General features: G+C 64.6%; 16 protein-coding genes. 6 read left to right on the forward strand and 10 right to left on the reverse strand.

Going from position 1 to position 16278, the window contains the following annotated elements:
- The first annotated feature begins 16 nt into the window (after positions 1-16).
- The 3 genes from PXK01_RS06415 (at position 17) to PXK01_RS06425 (ending at position 1993) form a co-directional block, all read left to right on the forward strand.
- Positions 17-544 carry a DUF721 domain-containing protein gene (locus PXK01_RS06415; RefSeq protein ID WP_274846960.1) on the forward strand — a complete coding sequence of 176 codons (528 nt, stop codon included), beginning with the start codon at positions 17-19 and terminating at the stop codon, positions 542-544.
- Positions 541-1212, forward strand: a complete 672-nt coding sequence (locus tag PXK01_RS06420) for a DsbA family protein (RefSeq protein ID WP_274859322.1) — start codon at positions 541-543, stop codon at positions 1210-1212. Before PXK01_RS06415 ends, PXK01_RS06420 begins: the two co-directional genes overlap by 4 nt.
- 151 nt (positions 1213-1363) lie before the next feature.
- Entirely contained in the window at positions 1364-1993 is a 630-nt protein-coding gene (locus PXK01_RS06425; protein ID WP_274859324.1) for a LysE family translocator, read from the forward strand.
- Positions 1994-2039: 46 nt separating this feature from the next.
- Here the strand turns inward: PXK01_RS06425 and lpxK are convergent, their stop codons facing one another.
- The 5 genes from lpxK to PXK01_RS06450 form a co-directional block, all read right to left on the reverse strand.
- Positions 2040-3044: a tetraacyldisaccharide 4'-kinase gene (gene lpxK / locus PXK01_RS06430; RefSeq protein WP_274859327.1), complete on the reverse strand. Its 1005-nt coding sequence runs from the start codon at positions 3042-3044 to the stop codon at positions 2040-2042.
- Positions 3031-4218 carry a 3-deoxy-D-manno-octulosonic acid transferase gene (locus tag PXK01_RS06435; RefSeq protein ID WP_274846964.1) on the reverse strand — a complete coding sequence of 396 codons (1188 nt, stop codon included), beginning with the start codon at positions 4216-4218 and terminating at the stop codon, positions 3031-3033. The genes lpxK and PXK01_RS06435 overlap by 14 nt, the downstream gene beginning before the upstream one ends.
- Positions 4219-4279: 61 nt before the next feature.
- On the reverse strand, positions 4280-5107 hold the full coding sequence (locus tag PXK01_RS06440; RefSeq protein ID WP_274846965.1) for an inositol monophosphatase family protein: 828 nt from the start codon (positions 5105-5107) through the stop codon (positions 4280-4282).
- A complete protein-coding gene (locus PXK01_RS06445) occupies positions 5094-6440 on the reverse strand; it encodes a TldD/PmbA family protein (protein WP_274859329.1) in 1347 nt (448 codons plus the stop codon). Before PXK01_RS06445 ends, PXK01_RS06440 begins: the two co-directional genes overlap by 14 nt.
- A 152-nt stretch (positions 6441-6592) precedes the next feature.
- A complete protein-coding gene (locus tag PXK01_RS06450; RefSeq protein ID WP_274859331.1) occupies positions 6593-8122 on the reverse strand; it encodes a DUF2125 domain-containing protein in 1530 nt (509 codons plus the stop codon).
- A 160-nt stretch (positions 8123-8282) separates the two neighbouring features.
- Here PXK01_RS06450 and PXK01_RS06455 point away from each other — a divergent pair, with 160 nt between their 5' ends.
- The gene (locus tag PXK01_RS06455) at positions 8283-9032 is read left to right on the forward strand and encodes an SDR family oxidoreductase (protein WP_274859332.1); all 750 of its coding nucleotides are present in this window, start codon (positions 8283-8285) and stop codon (positions 9030-9032) included.
- Positions 9029-9640, forward strand: a complete 612-nt coding sequence (locus PXK01_RS06460; protein ID WP_274859333.1) for an enoyl-CoA hydratase/isomerase family protein — start codon at positions 9029-9031, stop codon at positions 9638-9640. The genes PXK01_RS06455 and PXK01_RS06460 overlap by 4 nt, the downstream gene beginning before the upstream one ends.
- A gap of 240 nt (positions 9641-9880) precedes the next feature.
- On the opposite strand, the gene PXK01_RS06465 is transcribed toward PXK01_RS06460, so the two are convergent.
- Positions 9881-10186 (reverse strand): HNH endonuclease, encoded by a 306-nt coding sequence (locus PXK01_RS06465; RefSeq protein ID WP_274846970.1) that lies wholly within the window; start codon positions 10184-10186, stop codon positions 9881-9883.
- Positions 10187-10266: 80 nt separating this feature from the next.
- Between PXK01_RS06465 and PXK01_RS06470 the strand changes: the two genes are divergently transcribed.
- Complete coding sequence (locus tag PXK01_RS06470) at positions 10267-11463, forward strand: TIGR03862 family flavoprotein (protein ID WP_274846971.1); 1197 nt, start codon at positions 10267-10269, stop codon at positions 11461-11463.
- A 16-nt stretch (positions 11464-11479) separates the two neighbouring features.
- Here the strand turns inward: PXK01_RS06470 and PXK01_RS06475 are convergent, their stop codons facing one another.
- From PXK01_RS06475 to leuS, 4 genes are all read right to left on the reverse strand, one after another.
- Positions 11480-12070 (reverse strand): glutathione S-transferase family protein, encoded by a 591-nt coding sequence (locus PXK01_RS06475; protein WP_274846972.1) that lies wholly within the window; start codon positions 12068-12070, stop codon positions 11480-11482.
- A gap of 83 nt (positions 12071-12153) precedes the next feature.
- Entirely contained in the window at positions 12154-13182 is a 1029-nt protein-coding gene (holA, locus tag PXK01_RS06480) for a DNA polymerase III subunit delta (protein WP_274846973.1), read from the reverse strand.
- Positions 13179-13724 carry an LPS assembly lipoprotein LptE gene (gene lptE / locus PXK01_RS06485; RefSeq protein ID WP_274859334.1) on the reverse strand — a complete coding sequence of 182 codons (546 nt, stop codon included), beginning with the start codon at positions 13722-13724 and terminating at the stop codon, positions 13179-13181. The genes holA and lptE overlap by 4 nt, the downstream gene beginning before the upstream one ends.
- Entirely contained in the window at positions 13711-16263 is a 2553-nt protein-coding gene (gene leuS, locus PXK01_RS06490) for a leucine--tRNA ligase (RefSeq protein ID WP_274859335.1), read from the reverse strand. Before leuS ends, lptE begins: the two co-directional genes overlap by 14 nt.
- Positions 16264-16278 lie beyond the last annotated feature (15 nt).

Here is a 16278-nt window from a genome sequence, read left to right on the forward strand (position 1 = left end):
ACGCAAAACCACAGTCATGTCAGTCAGACGCAGCAGCACACGCGGATTCGCACGGACCTCCAAGCTTTTGAACGACCAGATCCGCAAGGCTGGCGAAAGCCGGGGCTTTGCGGTGTCGCGTCTACTGACCCATTGGGAAGAGATCGTCGGCACCGATCTGGCCGCCATGGCGCGGCCCGTCAAGGTTGGCTACGGGCGCAGCTCCTTTGGCGCCTCGCTGACGGTGCTGACCACCGGCTCCAATGCGCCGATGCTGGAGATGCAAAAGGAGCGGCTGCGGGAAAAGGTGAACGCGGTCTATGGCTACAACGCGATTTCCAAGGTGCTGATCACCCAGACCGCGCCGATCGGGTTTTCCGAAGGACAGGTCTCGTTCAAATATGCGCCGAAACAGGCCGCCCCGGTTCAGCCTGACCCAGAGGCGGTTGCCGAAGCCGCCCATGTGGCCGAAGGTGTCGGTGATGAAGGGCTGCGCGCCGCGCTGGAACGGCTGGGGCGCAATGTGCTTACAAAACAGAAAACAATGCGAAAGGGGTATGAATGACCCGTCTTATGTCTGGTGTCTTTGCCGTGGTGGCCGTGGCCGCCGGGGCCTATGCCATCTCTGGTCTGAATGGCCAAAACCGGCTGCCCGAAAATCCGCTGATCGGGGCCGCCTATGCGCAGGAGGGTGAGGTCGACACCTCGACCATCGTCGAGATGGTGCAGGGCGCCGAGGATGCGCCGGTGACGCTGATCGAATATGCCTCCTATACCTGTCCGCATTGCGCCAACTTCCACTCTGGCCCCTACAAGCAGCTGAAGGCGGATTACATCGACACCGGCAAGGTGAAGTTCATCTACCGCGAGGTCTATTTTGATCGTTACGGCCTCTGGGCTTCGATGATCGCACGCTGCGCCGGGCCTGAGAAATTCTTTGGCATGACCGACCTGATCTTTGAGCAGCAGTCCGACTGGGCGCGCGCTGGTGGCGCCACCGAGATCATTGATGCCCTGCGCAAGATCGGCCTTCTGGCGGGTCTGGAGAAGGACCAGCTGGAGGCCTGCCTGCAGGACGGCACCAAGGCGCAGACCTTGGTGACCTGGTATCAGGAAAACGCCGAAGAGCATGACGTGACCGCGACGCCCTCTTTCGTGCTGAACGGCAAGAAGGTCGAGAACCAGTCCTATGTCGACTTCAAGGCGCTGATCGACGCCGAACTGGACGGCTGATCGGTTCCAGAGACACGACATGAAAACCCGGCCCCGGTGGCCGGGTTTTTCTTTGGTCATGTCTGCAGATCCTGTTGCTCCGTTTTGAGGCCAGCTTGACGTTTTTCTGCAGTTGTCCAAAGCTGATAGGGAATTTCAGTCAGGACATAAAATGCCTTTAGAAGTGAACCTCCCGCTCATACTCCTCGCTGCATTTGTTGCATCGGTCAGCCCCGGTCCTGCAACCCTTGCCCTTGCTGGCACCTCGATGGCATCAGGCCGCACGTCAGGCCTGGCGCTTGCATCCGGGATCACGACCGGCTCGCTGATGTGGTCGGTCGCCGCTGCTCTGGGTCTTGGGGCGGTTATGCTCGCAAACGCATGGGTCTTTGAGGTGATCCGCTACTTCGGCGCGGCTTATCTGATGTTTCTTGCCTATAGGGCGGCGCGATCGGCCTTGTCTCAGAAGAACATAGCAACGCGGTCATTCACGGGCGGCAAACCTACGCTTTATGCAAAGGGGCTTGCTCTGCATCTGACGAATCCCAAGGCAATTCTGTTCTTTGGCTCGCTCTTCTCGCTTGGCATTCCACCGGGAACGGAAGTGGCCCAGCTGGCCATCGTGATTGCCGCCGTTGGCTTGCAGAGCTTTCTGGTCTTCCACGGCTATGCACTGATCTTTTCGTCACAGGCCATGACAGCTGTCTACTTGCGGCTGCGGCGCTGGTTTGAAGGTGCATTCGCGATTGGCTTCGGCGCGGCGAGCTTGAAGATCCTGACAGCAAGGGTGCAAGCACCATAGGTGAGCTTCGTCCGCAACGCAGGCCAAGACGTTTTTCTGTTCGTGCCTAGGGCGGCGGTGGAGCTGCCCGTTTCAGAAGATCCGTCAAAGCATCTGCTTCTTCGATCTCTAGCCGCACCGGCAGGGTGATCACCTTGTAGCGAAAACTCGCGGGCAGGCGCACGGCGTCCTTTTCGGTGGTGACCAGCTGCGCGTTCAGCGCCTTGGCTTCGGCCTCCAGCCGGGTGAGCAGCGCCGTGGGCAGGGTCTGGTGATCGTCCAGCGCCTCGGCCCGGACCAGATCGGCGCCGAGGGCTTTCAGCGTGTCAAAGAACTTCTGCGGATAGCCAATCCCGGCAAAGGCCAGAACGCGGGTGCCCTGCCAGGGCATGCCTGTGGGCAAGGGGGCAAGGTGCCCCGTGACATGGGGCAGGCTTTGCAGCTGATCCCCCCAAAGACGGGAGAACCGCTCTTGCGCCGCAGGGGCGCCGATGGAGAGCACCGCATCGGCGCGGCTTAACCCTTCGGCCACCGGCTCGCGCAGGGGGCCTGCGGGAAGGCAGCACCCGTTGCCAAAGCCCCGCGCCGCATCCACCACCACCAGTGACAGGTCCTTGGCCAGGGCGGGGTTCTGGAACCCGTCATCCAGCAGGATCACCGTCGCGCCCGCATCCGCTGCGGCGCGTGCCCCGGCGGCGCGGTCGCGGGCCACCCAGACATCGGCAAAGGCCGCCAGCAAGAGCGGCTCGTCCCCGCAGTCCGAGGCGGTGTGGCGGTTGGGATCGACCTCTTCCGGGCCGGTGATGCTGCCGCCATAGCCCCGGCTGACCACATGGGGGCTATGGCCCATGGCGCGCAAAGTTTCGATCAGCCAGATCACCGTGGGCGTCTTGCCGGTGCCGCCCGCGTTCAGATTGCCGACGCAGATCACCGGCACGCCGACTGCTTCGGGCGTGCCCTTGGCGATACGTGACCGGGTCGCGGCGGCGTAGATCCAGCCGAGCGGCGCCAGAAGCGTGGCGCGCAGATCGAAGGCGCCCGGAGGCTCGTTCCAGAATTCAGGTGGCCGCATGGCGATCCTCCTGCGCATCCAGCAGATCCTGCACATGCTCGATCAGTTGATCCGTCATCTCTGCTCCTTCGGTCACCGCCTGCCAGCCCGCCAGGGCCATTTCCGCGGCCATGTCAGGGGCGGACAGATGCAGCACCATCTCGGCCAGTTCCTGCGTCGTATACACGCATTCGGCGGCGCCGACCTCGGCCAGCTGCGCGTAGATCGCCTGGTGGCGTACCGTGCCCGGCCCGTGCAGGATGGCCGATCCCAGTGCGGCGGCATCCAGCGGCGAATGCCCTTCGCGCCCGCGCAACAGGCTGCCACCCATCAGGCAGACCGGAGCCAGGCGATACCACAGGCCCAGATCCTCGCCATCGGTCAGCAGCACCTGGGTGAAATCATCCGTTTCCTCGCCCGTCTCCCAATCGGCAAATTGCAAGCCGCTGTCCCTGAGCGCGGTGCGGAACTGCCCCAGGGTGGCAGCCCCTTCGGGCGACAGCACCAGGATCAGCCGGTGCAACAGGCGCAGCGCGATACGATGGGCCTCCAGCACCATGGGCAGCTCGTCCGGGCGCACATGGGCGGCCAGCCAGACCGGGCGGCTGCCAAAGGCAGAGTGCAGGTCTTCCAGGTCGTCATCGTTGCAGCCCGGCGGCGTGGTGGAGATCCGCAGCCGTCCGGCCAGTTGCACCTTCTGCGACGGCAGCCCGGTGCGCAGCAGCTGAACGCGGACCGCAGGATCGGGGGTCAGGATTGCGGAAAAGCCCTCCAGCATGCGCTTGCGCTGATCGGGCAGCCAGCGGCTGGTGCGGCTGGGCAGCTCCTCTTCGGTGATGTCGACCAACAGGGCATCGATCTCTTGTTCCCGCATCCGTCGCAACAGGGTGCGGCGCAGCCTGCCGCCGGACCAGATGCAGAAATCCGGCTGCCAATGGTCGAGGAAGGCACGCACATCCGCTGTCTGGTCAATCGGCAGCAGCCCTGCCGCGATATCGCAGCCCTCGGTGTTGGGCGGGACGATCATATCGGCTTCCCAGGTGGCCAGGACCACCAGATCAGGGCGCGCCAGTTTCAACCGGGTGCCGAGATCGCAAAGCGCCAGATAGCGCTCTGGCGTGGTTGCATGGACCCACAGAAGCTCTCCATCCGGGCGGGACGGCTGGTCCGGGTGCGAGTGAGCATGCAAGGCCATCGGGTCAGGTCATCCATTCCATGTTTTGCGGACCACAGGTTTGCCGGATCAAAAGGGCGCCTCAGCTGTCGATGCCGGGGCCTTGTGGATCCAGGGCCGCGATCAGCTCTTTATGCAGCGCCGGAGGGCCGGCCACCACCCCGTCCAGTTGCGGCCGCGGGTTGTTGAAGCGCAGATCCTTGCCAAACCGGTCGCTGGTCTGCCCGCCCGCCTCGCGCAGGATCAGATCGCCCGCGGCGATGTCCCATTCCCAGCTGCGGCGCAGGGTCAGCATGGCGCCGGCGCGGCCATCGGCGACCTTGGCCATGCGATAGGCCAGCGAGGGGCGATAGCTGCGGCTGAACTCAGGGGGTTGGCGGTCCCGCCAGTGCTGTGCTGCCAGATTGGGGCGTGCGGTCAGCACATCGGCCTGGGCCAGATCGGTCAGCTCGGTGGCCCGGATCGCCTGCCCGTTCAGCGCGGCACCTTCGCCAAGGGCGGCCGTGTAGATCCGCTCGCGTTGGGGCAGGTAGATGACGGCGGCGGTCACCCGCCCGGCCTTGGCAATGGCCAGCGAATGCGCCCAGGTGCGGGATCCTTCGGCAAAGGCGCGGGTGCCGTCGATCGGGTCGATGATGAAGACACTCTCCCGCTGCAACCGGTCGGAATTGTCCTCGGTTTCCTCCGACAGCCAGCCATAATCGGGCCGCGCCGCTGGCAGCATCTCTTCCAGAAGGGCATTGACCGCAAGGTCCGCCTCGGTCACCGGACCCTGGCCGCCGGGCTTGTCCCAGCGCCGCGCGTCTGGCCCACTGTAGCGGCTGGCGATCTCTCCGGCGGCCTCGGCGGCGCGGATCAGCAGCTCCAGATCCGTCACCGCGTTCCGTTGCGCATCCTCAGTTGCCGGCAAGCGCCATCCCCTCGACCAGCAGCGATGGCACCACCCGCGACAGGTGGCTGCGGGCATCATTGGCGGGCTGGATCCGCAGCAGCATCTCAAGGAGGTTGCCCGCGATGGTGCATTCATTGACCGGATAGGCGATCTCGCCGTTTTCCACCCAGAAGCCCGAGGCGCCGCGCGAATAATCCCCGGTATTGGGGTTGATGGTCGATCCGATCAGCGAGGTCACCAACAGACCGGTGCCCATGCCAGCAATCAGATCTGCGCGGCTTTGCGCGCCCTGGCTGAGCGCGATGTTCCAGTTCGAAGGCGAAGGCACCGAACCGATGCCGCGCGCGGCATTTGCGGTGCTCTCCATGCCCAGCTTGCGGGCCGAGGCCAGATCCAGCGTCCAGCCGGTCAGCACGCCATCCTCGATGATGGCGCGGCGGCGGGTGGACAGACCTTCGCCATCAAAGGGGCGCGAGCCGGAAATGCGGGGGCGGTGCGGATCCTCGATCACCGACAGGTTGGCGGGCAGCACCTGTTGTCCCAGCGAATCCTTCAGCCAGGAGGAGCCGCGCGCAATCGCGGCGCCATTGGCCGCCGACAACAGGTGCCCGATCAGCGAAGAGGAGATCCGCTCGTCAAACAGCACCGGGTAGCTGCCGGTCTTGGGCTTGCGGGCGCCCAGCCGGGCCACGGCGCGCTCACCTGCGGTGCGGCCGATCTCCTCGGGGCTGCGCAGATCGCTTTGGTAGGTGCGGGAATCACCGTCGTAATCGCGCTCCATCCCGGTGCCGGTGCCCGCGATCCCGGTGCAGGAGGTCGAGCGCCCGGTGCGGGTATAACCCCCGGCAAACCCGGTGGATGTGGCCAGATAGACCGTATGACGCCCATAGCCGGCCGCAGCTGATTGCACCTGGGTGATCCCCTCGATCGCCTGGCAGGCGGCTTCGGCGGCCAGCGCGTCGTCCTGCAGGGCGGCGGGGGCGGGTTCATCCGCCGGGTCGACAAGATCCAGCGCCGCCAGATCCCAGGTCTGCGCCAGCTGATCCTTATCGGCGAGACCCGCATAGGGGTCCTCGGGCGCCTCGCGGGCCATGGCGACGGCGCGTTCGGCCATCGCCGCGATGGTTTCGGGGCGGCTGTCGGAAGAGGAGACCTGCGCCTGACGCTGCCCGATGAAGACCCGCAGGCCCAGATCCGTGCCTTCGGAGCGTTCCGCATGCTCCAGCTTGCCCTCGCGGACCTCAATGCTGAGCGAGGAGCCATCGGCGGCCATCGCATCGGCCGCATCGGCGCCTGCCTTGCGGGCGGCTTCGATCAGGGCATGGCAAAGGGTTTCGGGAGATTGGGTCATGCGCAAAGGGCCATCTTGTTTTTCTGGTTTGCCTTAGAGCTAGCCAGAGTGGTGCCCTGCCGCAAGGGCAGAGGATGAAATGAAGTGCCCTTGCGCATGGAAAAGGGACCGCGCGATGGCGGTCCCTTCAGACGATTTGCCCCAGAGAGGCGTTATTTCAGGCGCTGACCGTTGGCCAGGATCTTGCCGTCCTCGGTGATCTCGATCTTCGAGTTCAGCGTATCCTCGCCTTCGCCCGGAACCGCCAGCATGCCCATCATCATGCGCGCGCCCATGGCGTCCTCATCGCTCAACAGACCCATGCCGACCAGCTTGTCCACCAGGCTGTTGGCGCCGCTCAAGGAGAGGTTCGCCTCGCCAGACGGTGCGGGCAGGCCGTCAAAGCTGGCCAGGTCTTCGTTGTTGAAGGTGAAGTCGCCGGTCCCGGTCAGCTTCGCCCCTGCGGCCGAAACCAGGAGTTCGTTGATGGAGACAGCGTTCAATTCACCCGGTGCGATATCGCCGTCCTCGACTTTTTCCATCGCCTCGGGGTCGAAGATGTCAAACAGCACCTTGCCCTTGCCGGTGAGGCTCAGCACCACGCTTGCAGGATCATGCGGCAGGGCGCCGGAGGGATCGATCATGCCCCAGAGCATCTCTGGCACTGCAAAGTCGCGCAGGGCGACGCCAAGGGCGAAATCCTGTTCCGCTTCGGATTTGGCCACCGGGATGGTGATGTTGAAACCCGCCTCGGCCATGCTCAGCGCCAGCGGGAAGGGGATCTCCGAACCCGCCACGTTGAAGGCCATGTCCTTGTGCGTGATGCCGTAGGACAGTTTGCTGGCATCCATCGTGACATCGAACGCGCCACCGCCAGAGGTGCTGTCAAAGGCGAAACTGTCGCGCCCGTCCTTGAAGGAAATGGCGGAGTTGCCGCTGGTGTAGGAAAAGTCCGCAACGGCGCTGAAGCCGGCGGCCAGAAGTGCCGAGAAATCGCCGGAGGTGCCCAGGTCGGAGGGCAGGGTGCTGACGCTATGCGTGGTGATCTGCTGCATGGCACCGGCGGCAGAGAGGTGATCCTCGCTGCCCGGATCCTTGAAGCCCAGGTCGTAGCTCAGCGCCGAAGCGGTCCAGCTTTGATCATAGGTGCGGTTGCCTGCCAGGGACATGGTGGTCTTGGTCACCACGTCGGACAGGGTTGCGGTCAGCCGGATCGCATCCTGCGGGATGTCCTCTCCGGTGGCTTCCAGCTTGTCCAACGTCATGGTCATCTGGCTGGTGGCATAATCGTAGGCCATGTTGCTCGGATCGCCCGATACCATAATCGGGCTGCCGTCATGGGTGAAGAGAAGGCCGACCGTGACCTTGTCGTTCCCCTCGCTGGCGAGGACGGTCATCGGGAAGTCCTTCGGCAGCAGGATGCTGACGGTGCCGTCGTCGTTCTCGGTGAATGTGATCTCATCCGTGGTAATCGCGGCGGTGACGTCGTCTTCGTCGGGAATCGGAACGATCATGGAGAGGTCGGAAACCGTCAGCGTATTGCCAGACTGGTTCTCGGTGGCGGTCATCTCGTAGCCGACGCCGGACATGTAGGATTTCCAGTCGGTCCAGACATCCTGGGCGCTGAGATCGGCCAGCGCACCTTGGGCGGAGGCAATCAGAACAATAGCGGTGCAGCAACTGCGTGAAAGAAAAACGGACATGGGTGAAACCTTTCATAGCCAGCAATCCGGTCCATCGTCCGCTGGCCTGCCTGCGGCGTCAAGGGGCCTGGGGCTGGACCGTTCCCCCTAGGCGGTTTACCACGTAGGCATCACAGGAGCGCGACAGGACTGCGCGCGGCAGGCATTGGAGAGATAGGGCATGGATATGCAGGGCAAGACAGTCGTCATCACCGGGGCGAGCCGGGGGATCGGCGCCGATGCAGCACGGGTATTTGCGGCGGCGGGGGCAAATGTTGCCCTATTGGCGCGCAGTGCGGCAGCACTGCAGGATCTGGTGGCGGAGATCGGCGACAAGGCGCTGGCATGTGCCTGCGATGTGGCGGATGCAGAGGCTGTCTCAGCTGCCCTGAAAAAGGCGCATGACCACTTTGGCGGCCTTGATGTGCTGATCAACAATGCAGGTGTGATCGAACCGATCGCGCGCCTGGAAGACGTGGATCCAGCGGCCTGGGGCAAGCTGATCGACATCAATATCAAGGGCGTGTTCTATGGTATCCGCGCGGCCTTGCCGATCATGAAATCGGCGGGCGGTGGCACCATCATCACGGTGAGCTCGGGTGCCGCGCATAATCCGCTGGAGGCCTGGAGCGCCTATTGCACCTCGAAGGCGGGCGCCGCGATGCTGACCCGTGCCCTGCACCTGGAGGAAGGCGGCAATGGCATCCGCGCCATGGGGCTGTCGCCGGGCACCGTTGCCACCCAGATGCAGCGCGAGATCAAGGCAAGCGGCATCAACCCGGTGAGCGAATTGAACTGGGAAGATCACATTCCCGCCGAATGGCCGGCCCGCACCCTCCTGTGGATGTGTGGCAGCGATGCAGAGGAATTCCTGGGCCAGGAAATCGCCCTGCGCGACGAGGCGATCCGTCGCCGGGTCGGGCTGGTATGATCGATCTTGAGATCACCGACGAGGACCTGTGGGTGGTGACGATCAACCGCCCGGACAAGGCCAATTCCCTGACCGGTGAGATGCTGACCGAGCTGGCCGAGATTGCCGAACGCGCGAGCGAGGCTCGTGGGTTCATCCTGACCGGCACCGGCAAGGTCTTCAGCGCCGGGGCTGACCTGGAAGAGGCGCGGGCCGGTCTGGCGACCTCCCCCCTGTGGGAACGTCTTTCGGGAGCCATCGCGGCGCTGCCCTGCCTCAAGATCGCGGCGCTAAACGGCACGCTGGCAGGCGGCGCCAACGGGATGGTGCTGGCCTGTGACATCCGTCTTGCGGTGCCGGGGGCGAAGTTCTTTTACCCGGTGATGAAGCTTGGCTACCTGCCGCAGCCCTCGGACCCGGCGCGGATGGTGGCGTTGATCGGCCCGGCCCGCACCAAGATGATCCTGGCCGGTGGTCAGAAGATCGAGGCGGAGGAGGCCTGCGCCTGGGGGCTGGTGGACCGGATCGTGGATCCGGAGGCCTTGATGGGCCAGGCACGTGCGTTGCTGGGGGATGCATTGGCCGCCAAGCCCGATACCGCGCGAGGGATCCTGGAGATGTGTCGTTAAGAGGGAGGGGCGGCTCCCGCCCGTCCTTGGGGCATTGACATGCCCCGCGTCCCGTTGGGCGTAGCGTCGCGCTGACGCGCGGCGTTTTCTTTTTGCCGAGAGGCCCTCTGAGGGCAGGATCTGCCTCAGAAGGCCATATCGAGGGTATCGACTTTGTCATCGCGTCAAGGCGCTGCGCCCCTGCTGCGCAGGGTGGCCTGCGGCCAGCCTTGACCCGCTGTCAAAGCCGGAGCGTACGCCCTACCGATTGCGGCGCTTTCCGGGGACGCGGGAGGAAAACCCCGGCGGCCGTTTCCGGATCCAGGCGAGGAAGCGGGCAAGGCGGGGGTGACTGCGCAGCGCCTCGACGGTGGCATAGTCGCGGGCAAGTTCGGCCTCGGTCAGGGTGGCGTGGATCTCCCGGTGGCAGATATGGTGCAACAGGACGGTCGGCCCGCCCTTTCCGCCTTTGAGTTTCGGGATCAGGTGGTGCAGGCTTTGCGGGACCTCCGCCGGTATCGGGCGGTCGCACAGGGGGCAGATCGGGGGAGCGTCTGGCTCTGACATCCTGGCCTCTCGTCTTTGGCGTTCAGGTGCATTAGATGCAGCGGGATCAAGCGCGGACAAGGGGCGGAAAGCGGAGTTTCATGGCGGGGAAACCGGAACATTGGGATGCTGTGGTGATCGGCGCCGGGCCTGCGGGCTTGATGGCGGCCGAGGAACTGGCGCAGGCTGGGTACGCCGTGCTGGTGGCCGAAGGCAAACCTTCGGTGGCGCGCAAGTTGCTGATGGCGGGAAAATCCGGCCTGAACCTGACCAAGGACGAACCTTTCGAGGCTTTGATCGAACACTATGGCGCCGCGCGGGCCTGGCTGGGGCCAATGGTGCGGGCCTTTGATGCGGCGGCCGTTCAGGCTTGGGCGCGCGGGCTGGGGCGCGACTTGTTCACCGGCTCCACGGGGCGGGTGTTTCCAAAGGAGATGAAGGCCTCGCCGCTGTTGCGGGCCTGGTTGGAGCGGCTCGAGGGGCTGGGTGTCGAGCGGCGCACGCGCTGGCGCTGGACCGGCTGGCAGGGCGAGGGTCTGGCCTTTGACACGGCCGAGGGGCCGGTGGCGGTCAGTGCCAAGGTGACGGTTCTGGCGCTGGGCGGTGCGAGTTGGGCGCGGCTGGGTTCGGACGGGGCCTGGGCCCCCTTGCTGGCGGAGCGGGGCGTGCAACTGGAGGCCTTCAAACCGGCCAATGCCGGGCTGGTGGTGGCGTGGTCGGATCACATGAAAACGCATTTCGGTGCACCCCTGAAGGGTATTGCGTTGCGGGCCGGGGCGTTGTCGTCACGCGGGGAGGCGGTGATTTCCGAGCGCGGGTTGGAGGGCGGTGGGATCTATGCGGTCTGCGCGGCGGTGCGGGAGGGCGCTGATCTGACGCTGGACCTGATGCCCGATCTGACAGTGGATGAGGTTTCCCGTCGGCTGCAGCGTCCGCGCGGCAAGGCGAGCCTGTCGAACCATCTGCGCAAGGTGTTGAAACTGCAGCCCGTTCAGATCGCTCTCATGCAGGAATTTGCCCGCCCCCTGCCGCAGGATCCGCAAGCCCTGGCGGCGCTGATCAAAGCCCTGCCCGTGCGCCACCAGGGGCTGCGGCCAATGGATGAGGCGATTTCGACAGCCGGGGGCGTCTGCCAGGAGGCGCTGGATGAGGCGCTGATGCTGAAGGCGATCCCCGGCACGTTCTGCGCCGGGGAGATGCTGGATTGGGAGGCGCCCACCGGGGGCTACCTGCTGACCGCCTGCCTAGCCACCGGGCGTTGGGCCGGGCGGGGCGCGGTCGATTACTTGGCCCGTTGAATACTTGGCCCGTTGATTATTTGGCCAGTGCTGCCGTGCGCTGAAAGGCGTCGCGGCTGCGCACCAGTTTCGAGTAGTCCAAGAGGGCGCGGCTTTCGATCGGGAACTTGGCGCCAAAAGCCCAGTTCAGGCAGTGCACACAGAGGATATCGACGATGGTGAAATCATCTCCCATCAGGTAGGGGCCGGTCAGGCGCTTCTCCAGCCGGGCGATGTTGCGCTCGAACTCCCAGCGCAGGCTGTCCTTTACTGCGGGCACGCGCTGTTCTTCCGGCAGGGCAAAGCTGTGGCGGGCGGCGGTCCACAGAACCGCGTCGATCTCGTCCAGGATCTGATGCATCACGGCGTCCTGCTTGGCCCGCGCCAGCGTACCGGCCGGGGCGGTGAGCGCACCGTGCTTGTCCGCCAGATAGGTGATGATGGCGCTGGAATCGGTGATCACCTCGCCATCCTCGACCAGGGCCGGGACCTTGCCCGAGGGGTTCACGGCAAGGATGTCCGGGCTGTGCGGCGCGGCGGTGTTCAGCTCGTAAGGCTGGCCCAGCTCCTCGAGCGTCCAGATCACGCGGAAGGCGCGGGTCATCGGTTTGCCGATCACGGTGTACATGTGTCTCTCTCCCTAATGTGTTGGCCGCATCAGATGCGCGCGGATGTCGTGGCGTCAAGGCAGAAGCGGCGGAACGTTGCGACCTAGCGCGCCCGTCCCAGCATGGCGAGCCGGATGAGCGCCCGTTCCATCAGCGCCAGCGCAGGTGCCGTCTGCCCGGCAGAGCGCAGCTGCAGGTCGGTGTCGGTCAGGATTGTGAGCGCGGTCTGCAGTTTCGCCGCCCCCCAGGCTTGCGCCTGCCGCAGCACCCTGTCGCGGCGTTTTCCATATAGCGGCGGGCGCATCCGGCCGATGCCCTGCGCCGGGCCACCCGGATCGGCGGCCACGGTGTAAAGCGTGCGGAAATGGCGCGTCGCCCCGATGCACAGCGTCACCGCATTGGTGCCCTGCGCCTGAAGGCGGCGCAACAGCGGACCGATCTCGGCGCTGCGCCCCTCGGCCACCACGTTCAACACATCATCAAGCGCGGCCTCGGTGGATTGCGGGGCAACCGCCTCGATATCCTCAAGGCTGAGGGGGCTGGTGTCTTCGTATTTGTAGAGCGCGAGTTTCTCGATCATGCGGGAGAAATCGCCGGGGCCTATGTCATTGGCGATATCGGTCAGCGCCGACATGCTGTCGCCGGGGACATCGCGGATATCGGCATCGCGCAGGATTCGCTCGATCTCGGCCCGCGACGGCGGGTCGTCGTAGATGCCGGTGGCATAGGCGTTGCGGTGGCCTTCGAATCCCTTGCGCAGCTTGGATGTGGCCTTGAGCTGCCCGGCGGTGACCACGATTTGCGCATCGCCCGGCTGCCAGTCTTCCAAAGCGGCCAGAATCGCCGGTGCGGCCGCATCATTGGCGTCCTCGACAAAGACGGCGCGGGTGCCGGGAAAAAAGCCCACTGCCTTTACCGCGTCGAGCAGCTGCGCGGGATCCTTGCGCAGATCGGAGCCGGGCATGCGCGACAGGCGCATTTCCTCTTCGGCGCCGGGGCCAAGCAAGGCTGCCAGCATCTGTTGCCGTTTCAGCGCCACCCGCATGGCATCGGCACCATAGATCAGCAGGCCGGTCTTGTCCGGGTCGGGCCTGGCGAAATAGCCCTCTGCGTCGCGGGGGGAGAGTTTCATCCCTCGACCGTATCGGTGGAGGCCAGATCCGCAGTCGTCAACAGACGCGCGATGATCCGGTCGGCAAGGATCTGCATCAGGCGCTCGTGGGCGTCGCGTTCCCCGGCCAGGGTTTCTACGGTGGAACCGGTGGCGGAATAGCCGGTGAAGCCGTCCTCGCTGCCGCTGGCGACAATCGCGCCATCGGATTGCCGGGTCAGAACAAAGCCAGCCGTGCCGACGATGGAATAGCGTGTGGTGGCGTTATTGGCGGTGATCGCCTGGCCTTCGCTGCGGGTGCTGAGCGTCAGATCGAGCCGGTAGCCGCCGCCTATCGCAGCATTTTCACCGCGTCCCAGGCGCTCTTCGAGATTGCGCACCAGGTGATAGGCATCCACCTCGCTGTCGGCGCGAATCTCCTCGGGCGCCTGCACGATGACCTTGCCATGAAGGGCGGCGCCGGTGCCCCCCGGCGCATAGACCGGGGTGAAGCCGCAGGCCGACAGTCCAAGGACCACGGCCAGCGGTAAAAGCAGGATATGCCTCAGATCAGGCAACGACATTGACGATACGGCCCGGCACCACGATCACCTTCTTCGGAGCGGCGCCATCCAGCGCCTTTTGCACAGCTTCGTGCGCCAGCGCGATTTTTTCAACCTCCGCCTTGTCCAGATCCTTGGCGACGGTGATTTCGCCGCGGCGCTTGCCGTTGATCTGGATCGGCAGGGTCACGCTGTCCTCGACCAGCATCGATTCGTCCGCCACGGGCCAGGAGGCGGTGGCCACCAGACCTTCGCCGCCCTGTGCCTCCCAGACGGCTTCGGCCAGGTGCGGGGTCATCGGCGACATCAGCTGTGCCAGGGTGCGGATCGCCTGTTTCTGGGCGGCGGCACCTGCCTTGGATTTCGCCAGCGTGTTGGTAAAGGCGTAAAGCTTGGCGATGGCTGCGTTGAAGCCGAAGGATTCGACGCCCAGCGTCACGTCGCGGATGCATTTATGCATCTCGCGCAGCAGATCCTCGTCATCCGCGCCTGTTTCGCTTGCGTCCATTTCCGCGATCTTCACCGAGAGGTTCCAGACCCGGTTGAGGTGCTTATAGGCGGCCTCGGCCCCGGCGGCGGTCCATTCCACGTCACGCTCGGGCGGGCTGTCGGACAGCACGAACCAGCGCGCGGTATCGGCCCCGAAGGCGGAGATGATGCTGAGCGGGTCGACCACGTTGTTCTTGGATTTCGACATCTTGGCAGAGGGAATCACCTCTACCTCGGCGCCGGTCTCCTTGAGGACCGCCTTGTCGCCCTGCAGCTCTACCTCTTCGGGGTAGTGATAGACCGGGCGGCCATTGTCGCCCTTGGTCTGGTAGATCGCGTGGGTCACCATGCCTTGGGTGAAGAGCGCATCGAAGGGTTCTTTTGCGGATTCGGGCAGGTGGCCGCAGATGTGCATCGCGCGGGCGAAAAAGCGCGAATACAAGAGGTGCAGAATCGCATGCTCGATACCGCCGATATACTGGTCCACGTTCATCCAGTATTCGGCCTCTTCCATCACCGTGGGGGTTTCGGCGCGGGGTGCTGTGAAGCGGGCGAAATACCAGGACGAATCGACGAAAGTATCCATCGTGTCGGTTTCGCGCTGGGCAGGCTTGCCACAGTTCGGGCAGGCGCAATCGCGCCATGTGGGGTGGCGGTCCAGCGGGTTGCCGGGCTTGTCGAAGGTCACATCATCCGGCAGGCGGACGGGCAGGTTTTCCTTCTTCTCGGGCACCACACCGCAGGCATCGCAATGCACCACCGGAATCGGGCAGCCCCAGTAGCGTTGGCGGCTGAGGCCCCAGTCGCGCAGGCGGAACTTGGTGACGCCCTGGCCCCAGCCCTCAGATTCGGCCTTGTCGATGGTTGTGTTGATCGCCTCTTCGCCGGTGGCCACGTCCAGACCTGCGAAATGGTTGATCCATTTCACCTTTTCACTCTTCGGCGGCACGAAGGCCTCGTTCTCGACCGATTTCGGATCGTCCAGGGCGACAAAGGTATCTGTCACCGGCAGATCGTATTTGCGGCAGAAATCGAGGTCGCGCTGGTCATGCGCCGGGCAGGCAAAGATCGCGCCGGTGCCGTAGTCCATCAGGATGAAGTTGGCGATCCAGACCGGCAGCTCCCAGTCGGGGTTCAGCGGGTGTTTCACACGGATGCCGGTGTCGCGGCCCAGTTTCGGCGCGGTCTCGATCGCCTCGGCGGTGGTGCCGCCCTTGCGGCATTCGGCGAGGAACTCGGCCATCTCGGGGCTGTCGGCTTCCAGCTGCTTTGCAATCGGGTGATCCGGCGAGATGCCCACGAAGGAGGCGCCCATCAGCGTGTCGGGGCGGGTGGTGTAGACCTCGATCGCCGCGCCGCCATCGGTGCGCTCAAACGAGAATTGCAGGCCGCGCGATTTGCCGATCCAGTTTTCCTGCATCAGACGTACCTTGGCGGGCCAGTTCTCCAATCCGTCCAGCGCCTCCAAGAGTTCCTCGGAGTAGTCGGAGATCTTGAAGAACCACTGGGTCAGCTCGCGCCGCTCCACCAGCGCGCCGGAACGCCAGCCGCGCCCGTTTTCGACCTGCTCGTTGGCCAGGACGGTCATGTCGACCGGATCCCAGTTGACCACGGCGTTCTTGCGGTAGACGAGACCTTTTTCAAGGAAATCAAGGAACAGGGACTGCTGCTGGCCGTAGTATTCGGGGTCGCAGGTGGCGAATTCGCGGGACCAGTCGATCGACAGGCCCAGGGGCTTCATCTGGCCGCGCATGTCGGCGATGTTGTTATAGGTCCAGTCCTTGGGGTGGCCGCCGATGGCCATGGCGGCGTTTTCCGCGGGCATCCCGAAAGCATCCCACCCCATCGGGTGCAGCACGTTGTGGCCGGTGGAAATCTTGTAGCGCGCCACCACGTCGCCCATGGTGTAGTTGCGCACATGCCCCATGTGGATGCGTCCCGACGGGTAGGGGAACATCTCCAGCACATAGTACTTCGGCTTGTCAGCCGTCCGTTTGGCCTGGAAGATCCCGGCCTTGTCCCAGGCCTCCTGCCATTTTGCTTCGATCTCGGAGGCAGAGTAACGCGACATGGATGCGGTCCTTTG

The sequence above is a fragment of the Phaeobacter sp. PT47_59 genome, from assembly GCF_028890025.1.
Taxonomy (GTDB): Bacteria; Pseudomonadota; Alphaproteobacteria; order Rhodobacterales; family Rhodobacteraceae; genus Phycobacter.

What these genes read in the sequence shown, in the direction of transcription:
- PXK01_RS06415 (WP_274846960.1), top strand. Translation starts at nt 17, where the DNA reads ATGTCAGTCAGACGCAGCAGCACACGCGGATTCGCACGGACCTCCAAG.
- PXK01_RS06420 (WP_274859322.1), top strand. Translation starts at nt 541, where the DNA reads ATGACCCGTCTTATGTCTGGTGTCTTTGCCGTGGTGGCCGTGGCCGCC.
- PXK01_RS06425 (WP_274859324.1), top strand. Translation starts at nt 1,364, where the DNA reads ATGCCTTTAGAAGTGAACCTCCCGCTCATACTCCTCGCTGCATTTGTT.
- lpxK (WP_274859327.1), bottom strand. Translation starts at nt 3,044, where the DNA reads ATGCGGCCACCTGAATTCTGGAACGAGCCTCCGGGCGCCTTCGATCTG.
- PXK01_RS06435 (WP_274846964.1), bottom strand. Translation starts at nt 4,218, where the DNA reads ATGGCCTTGCATGCTCACTCGCACCCGGACCAGCCGTCCCGCCCGGAT.
- PXK01_RS06445 (WP_274859329.1), bottom strand. Translation starts at nt 6,440, where the DNA reads ATGACCCAATCTCCCGAAACCCTTTGCCATGCCCTGATCGAAGCCGCC.
- PXK01_RS06450 (WP_274859331.1), bottom strand. Translation starts at nt 8,122, where the DNA reads ATGTCCGTTTTTCTTTCACGCAGTTGCTGCACCGCTATTGTTCTGATT.
- PXK01_RS06455 (WP_274859332.1), top strand. Translation starts at nt 8,283, where the DNA reads ATGGATATGCAGGGCAAGACAGTCGTCATCACCGGGGCGAGCCGGGGG.
- PXK01_RS06460 (WP_274859333.1), top strand. Translation starts at nt 9,029, where the DNA reads ATGATCGATCTTGAGATCACCGACGAGGACCTGTGGGTGGTGACGATC.
- PXK01_RS06465 (WP_274846970.1), bottom strand. Translation starts at nt 10,186, where the DNA reads ATGTCAGAGCCAGACGCTCCCCCGATCTGCCCCCTGTGCGACCGCCCG.
- PXK01_RS06470 (WP_274846971.1), top strand. Translation starts at nt 10,267, where the DNA reads ATGGCGGGGAAACCGGAACATTGGGATGCTGTGGTGATCGGCGCCGGG.
- PXK01_RS06475 (WP_274846972.1), bottom strand. Translation starts at nt 12,070, where the DNA reads ATGTACACCGTGATCGGCAAACCGATGACCCGCGCCTTCCGCGTGATC.
- holA (WP_274846973.1), bottom strand. Translation starts at nt 13,182, where the DNA reads ATGAAACTCTCCCCCCGCGACGCAGAGGGCTATTTCGCCAGGCCCGAC.
- lptE (WP_274859334.1), bottom strand. Translation starts at nt 13,724, where the DNA reads ATGTCGTTGCCTGATCTGAGGCATATCCTGCTTTTACCGCTGGCCGTG.
- leuS (WP_274859335.1), bottom strand. Translation starts at nt 16,263, where the DNA reads ATGTCGCGTTACTCTGCCTCCGAGATCGAAGCAAAATGGCAGGAGGCC.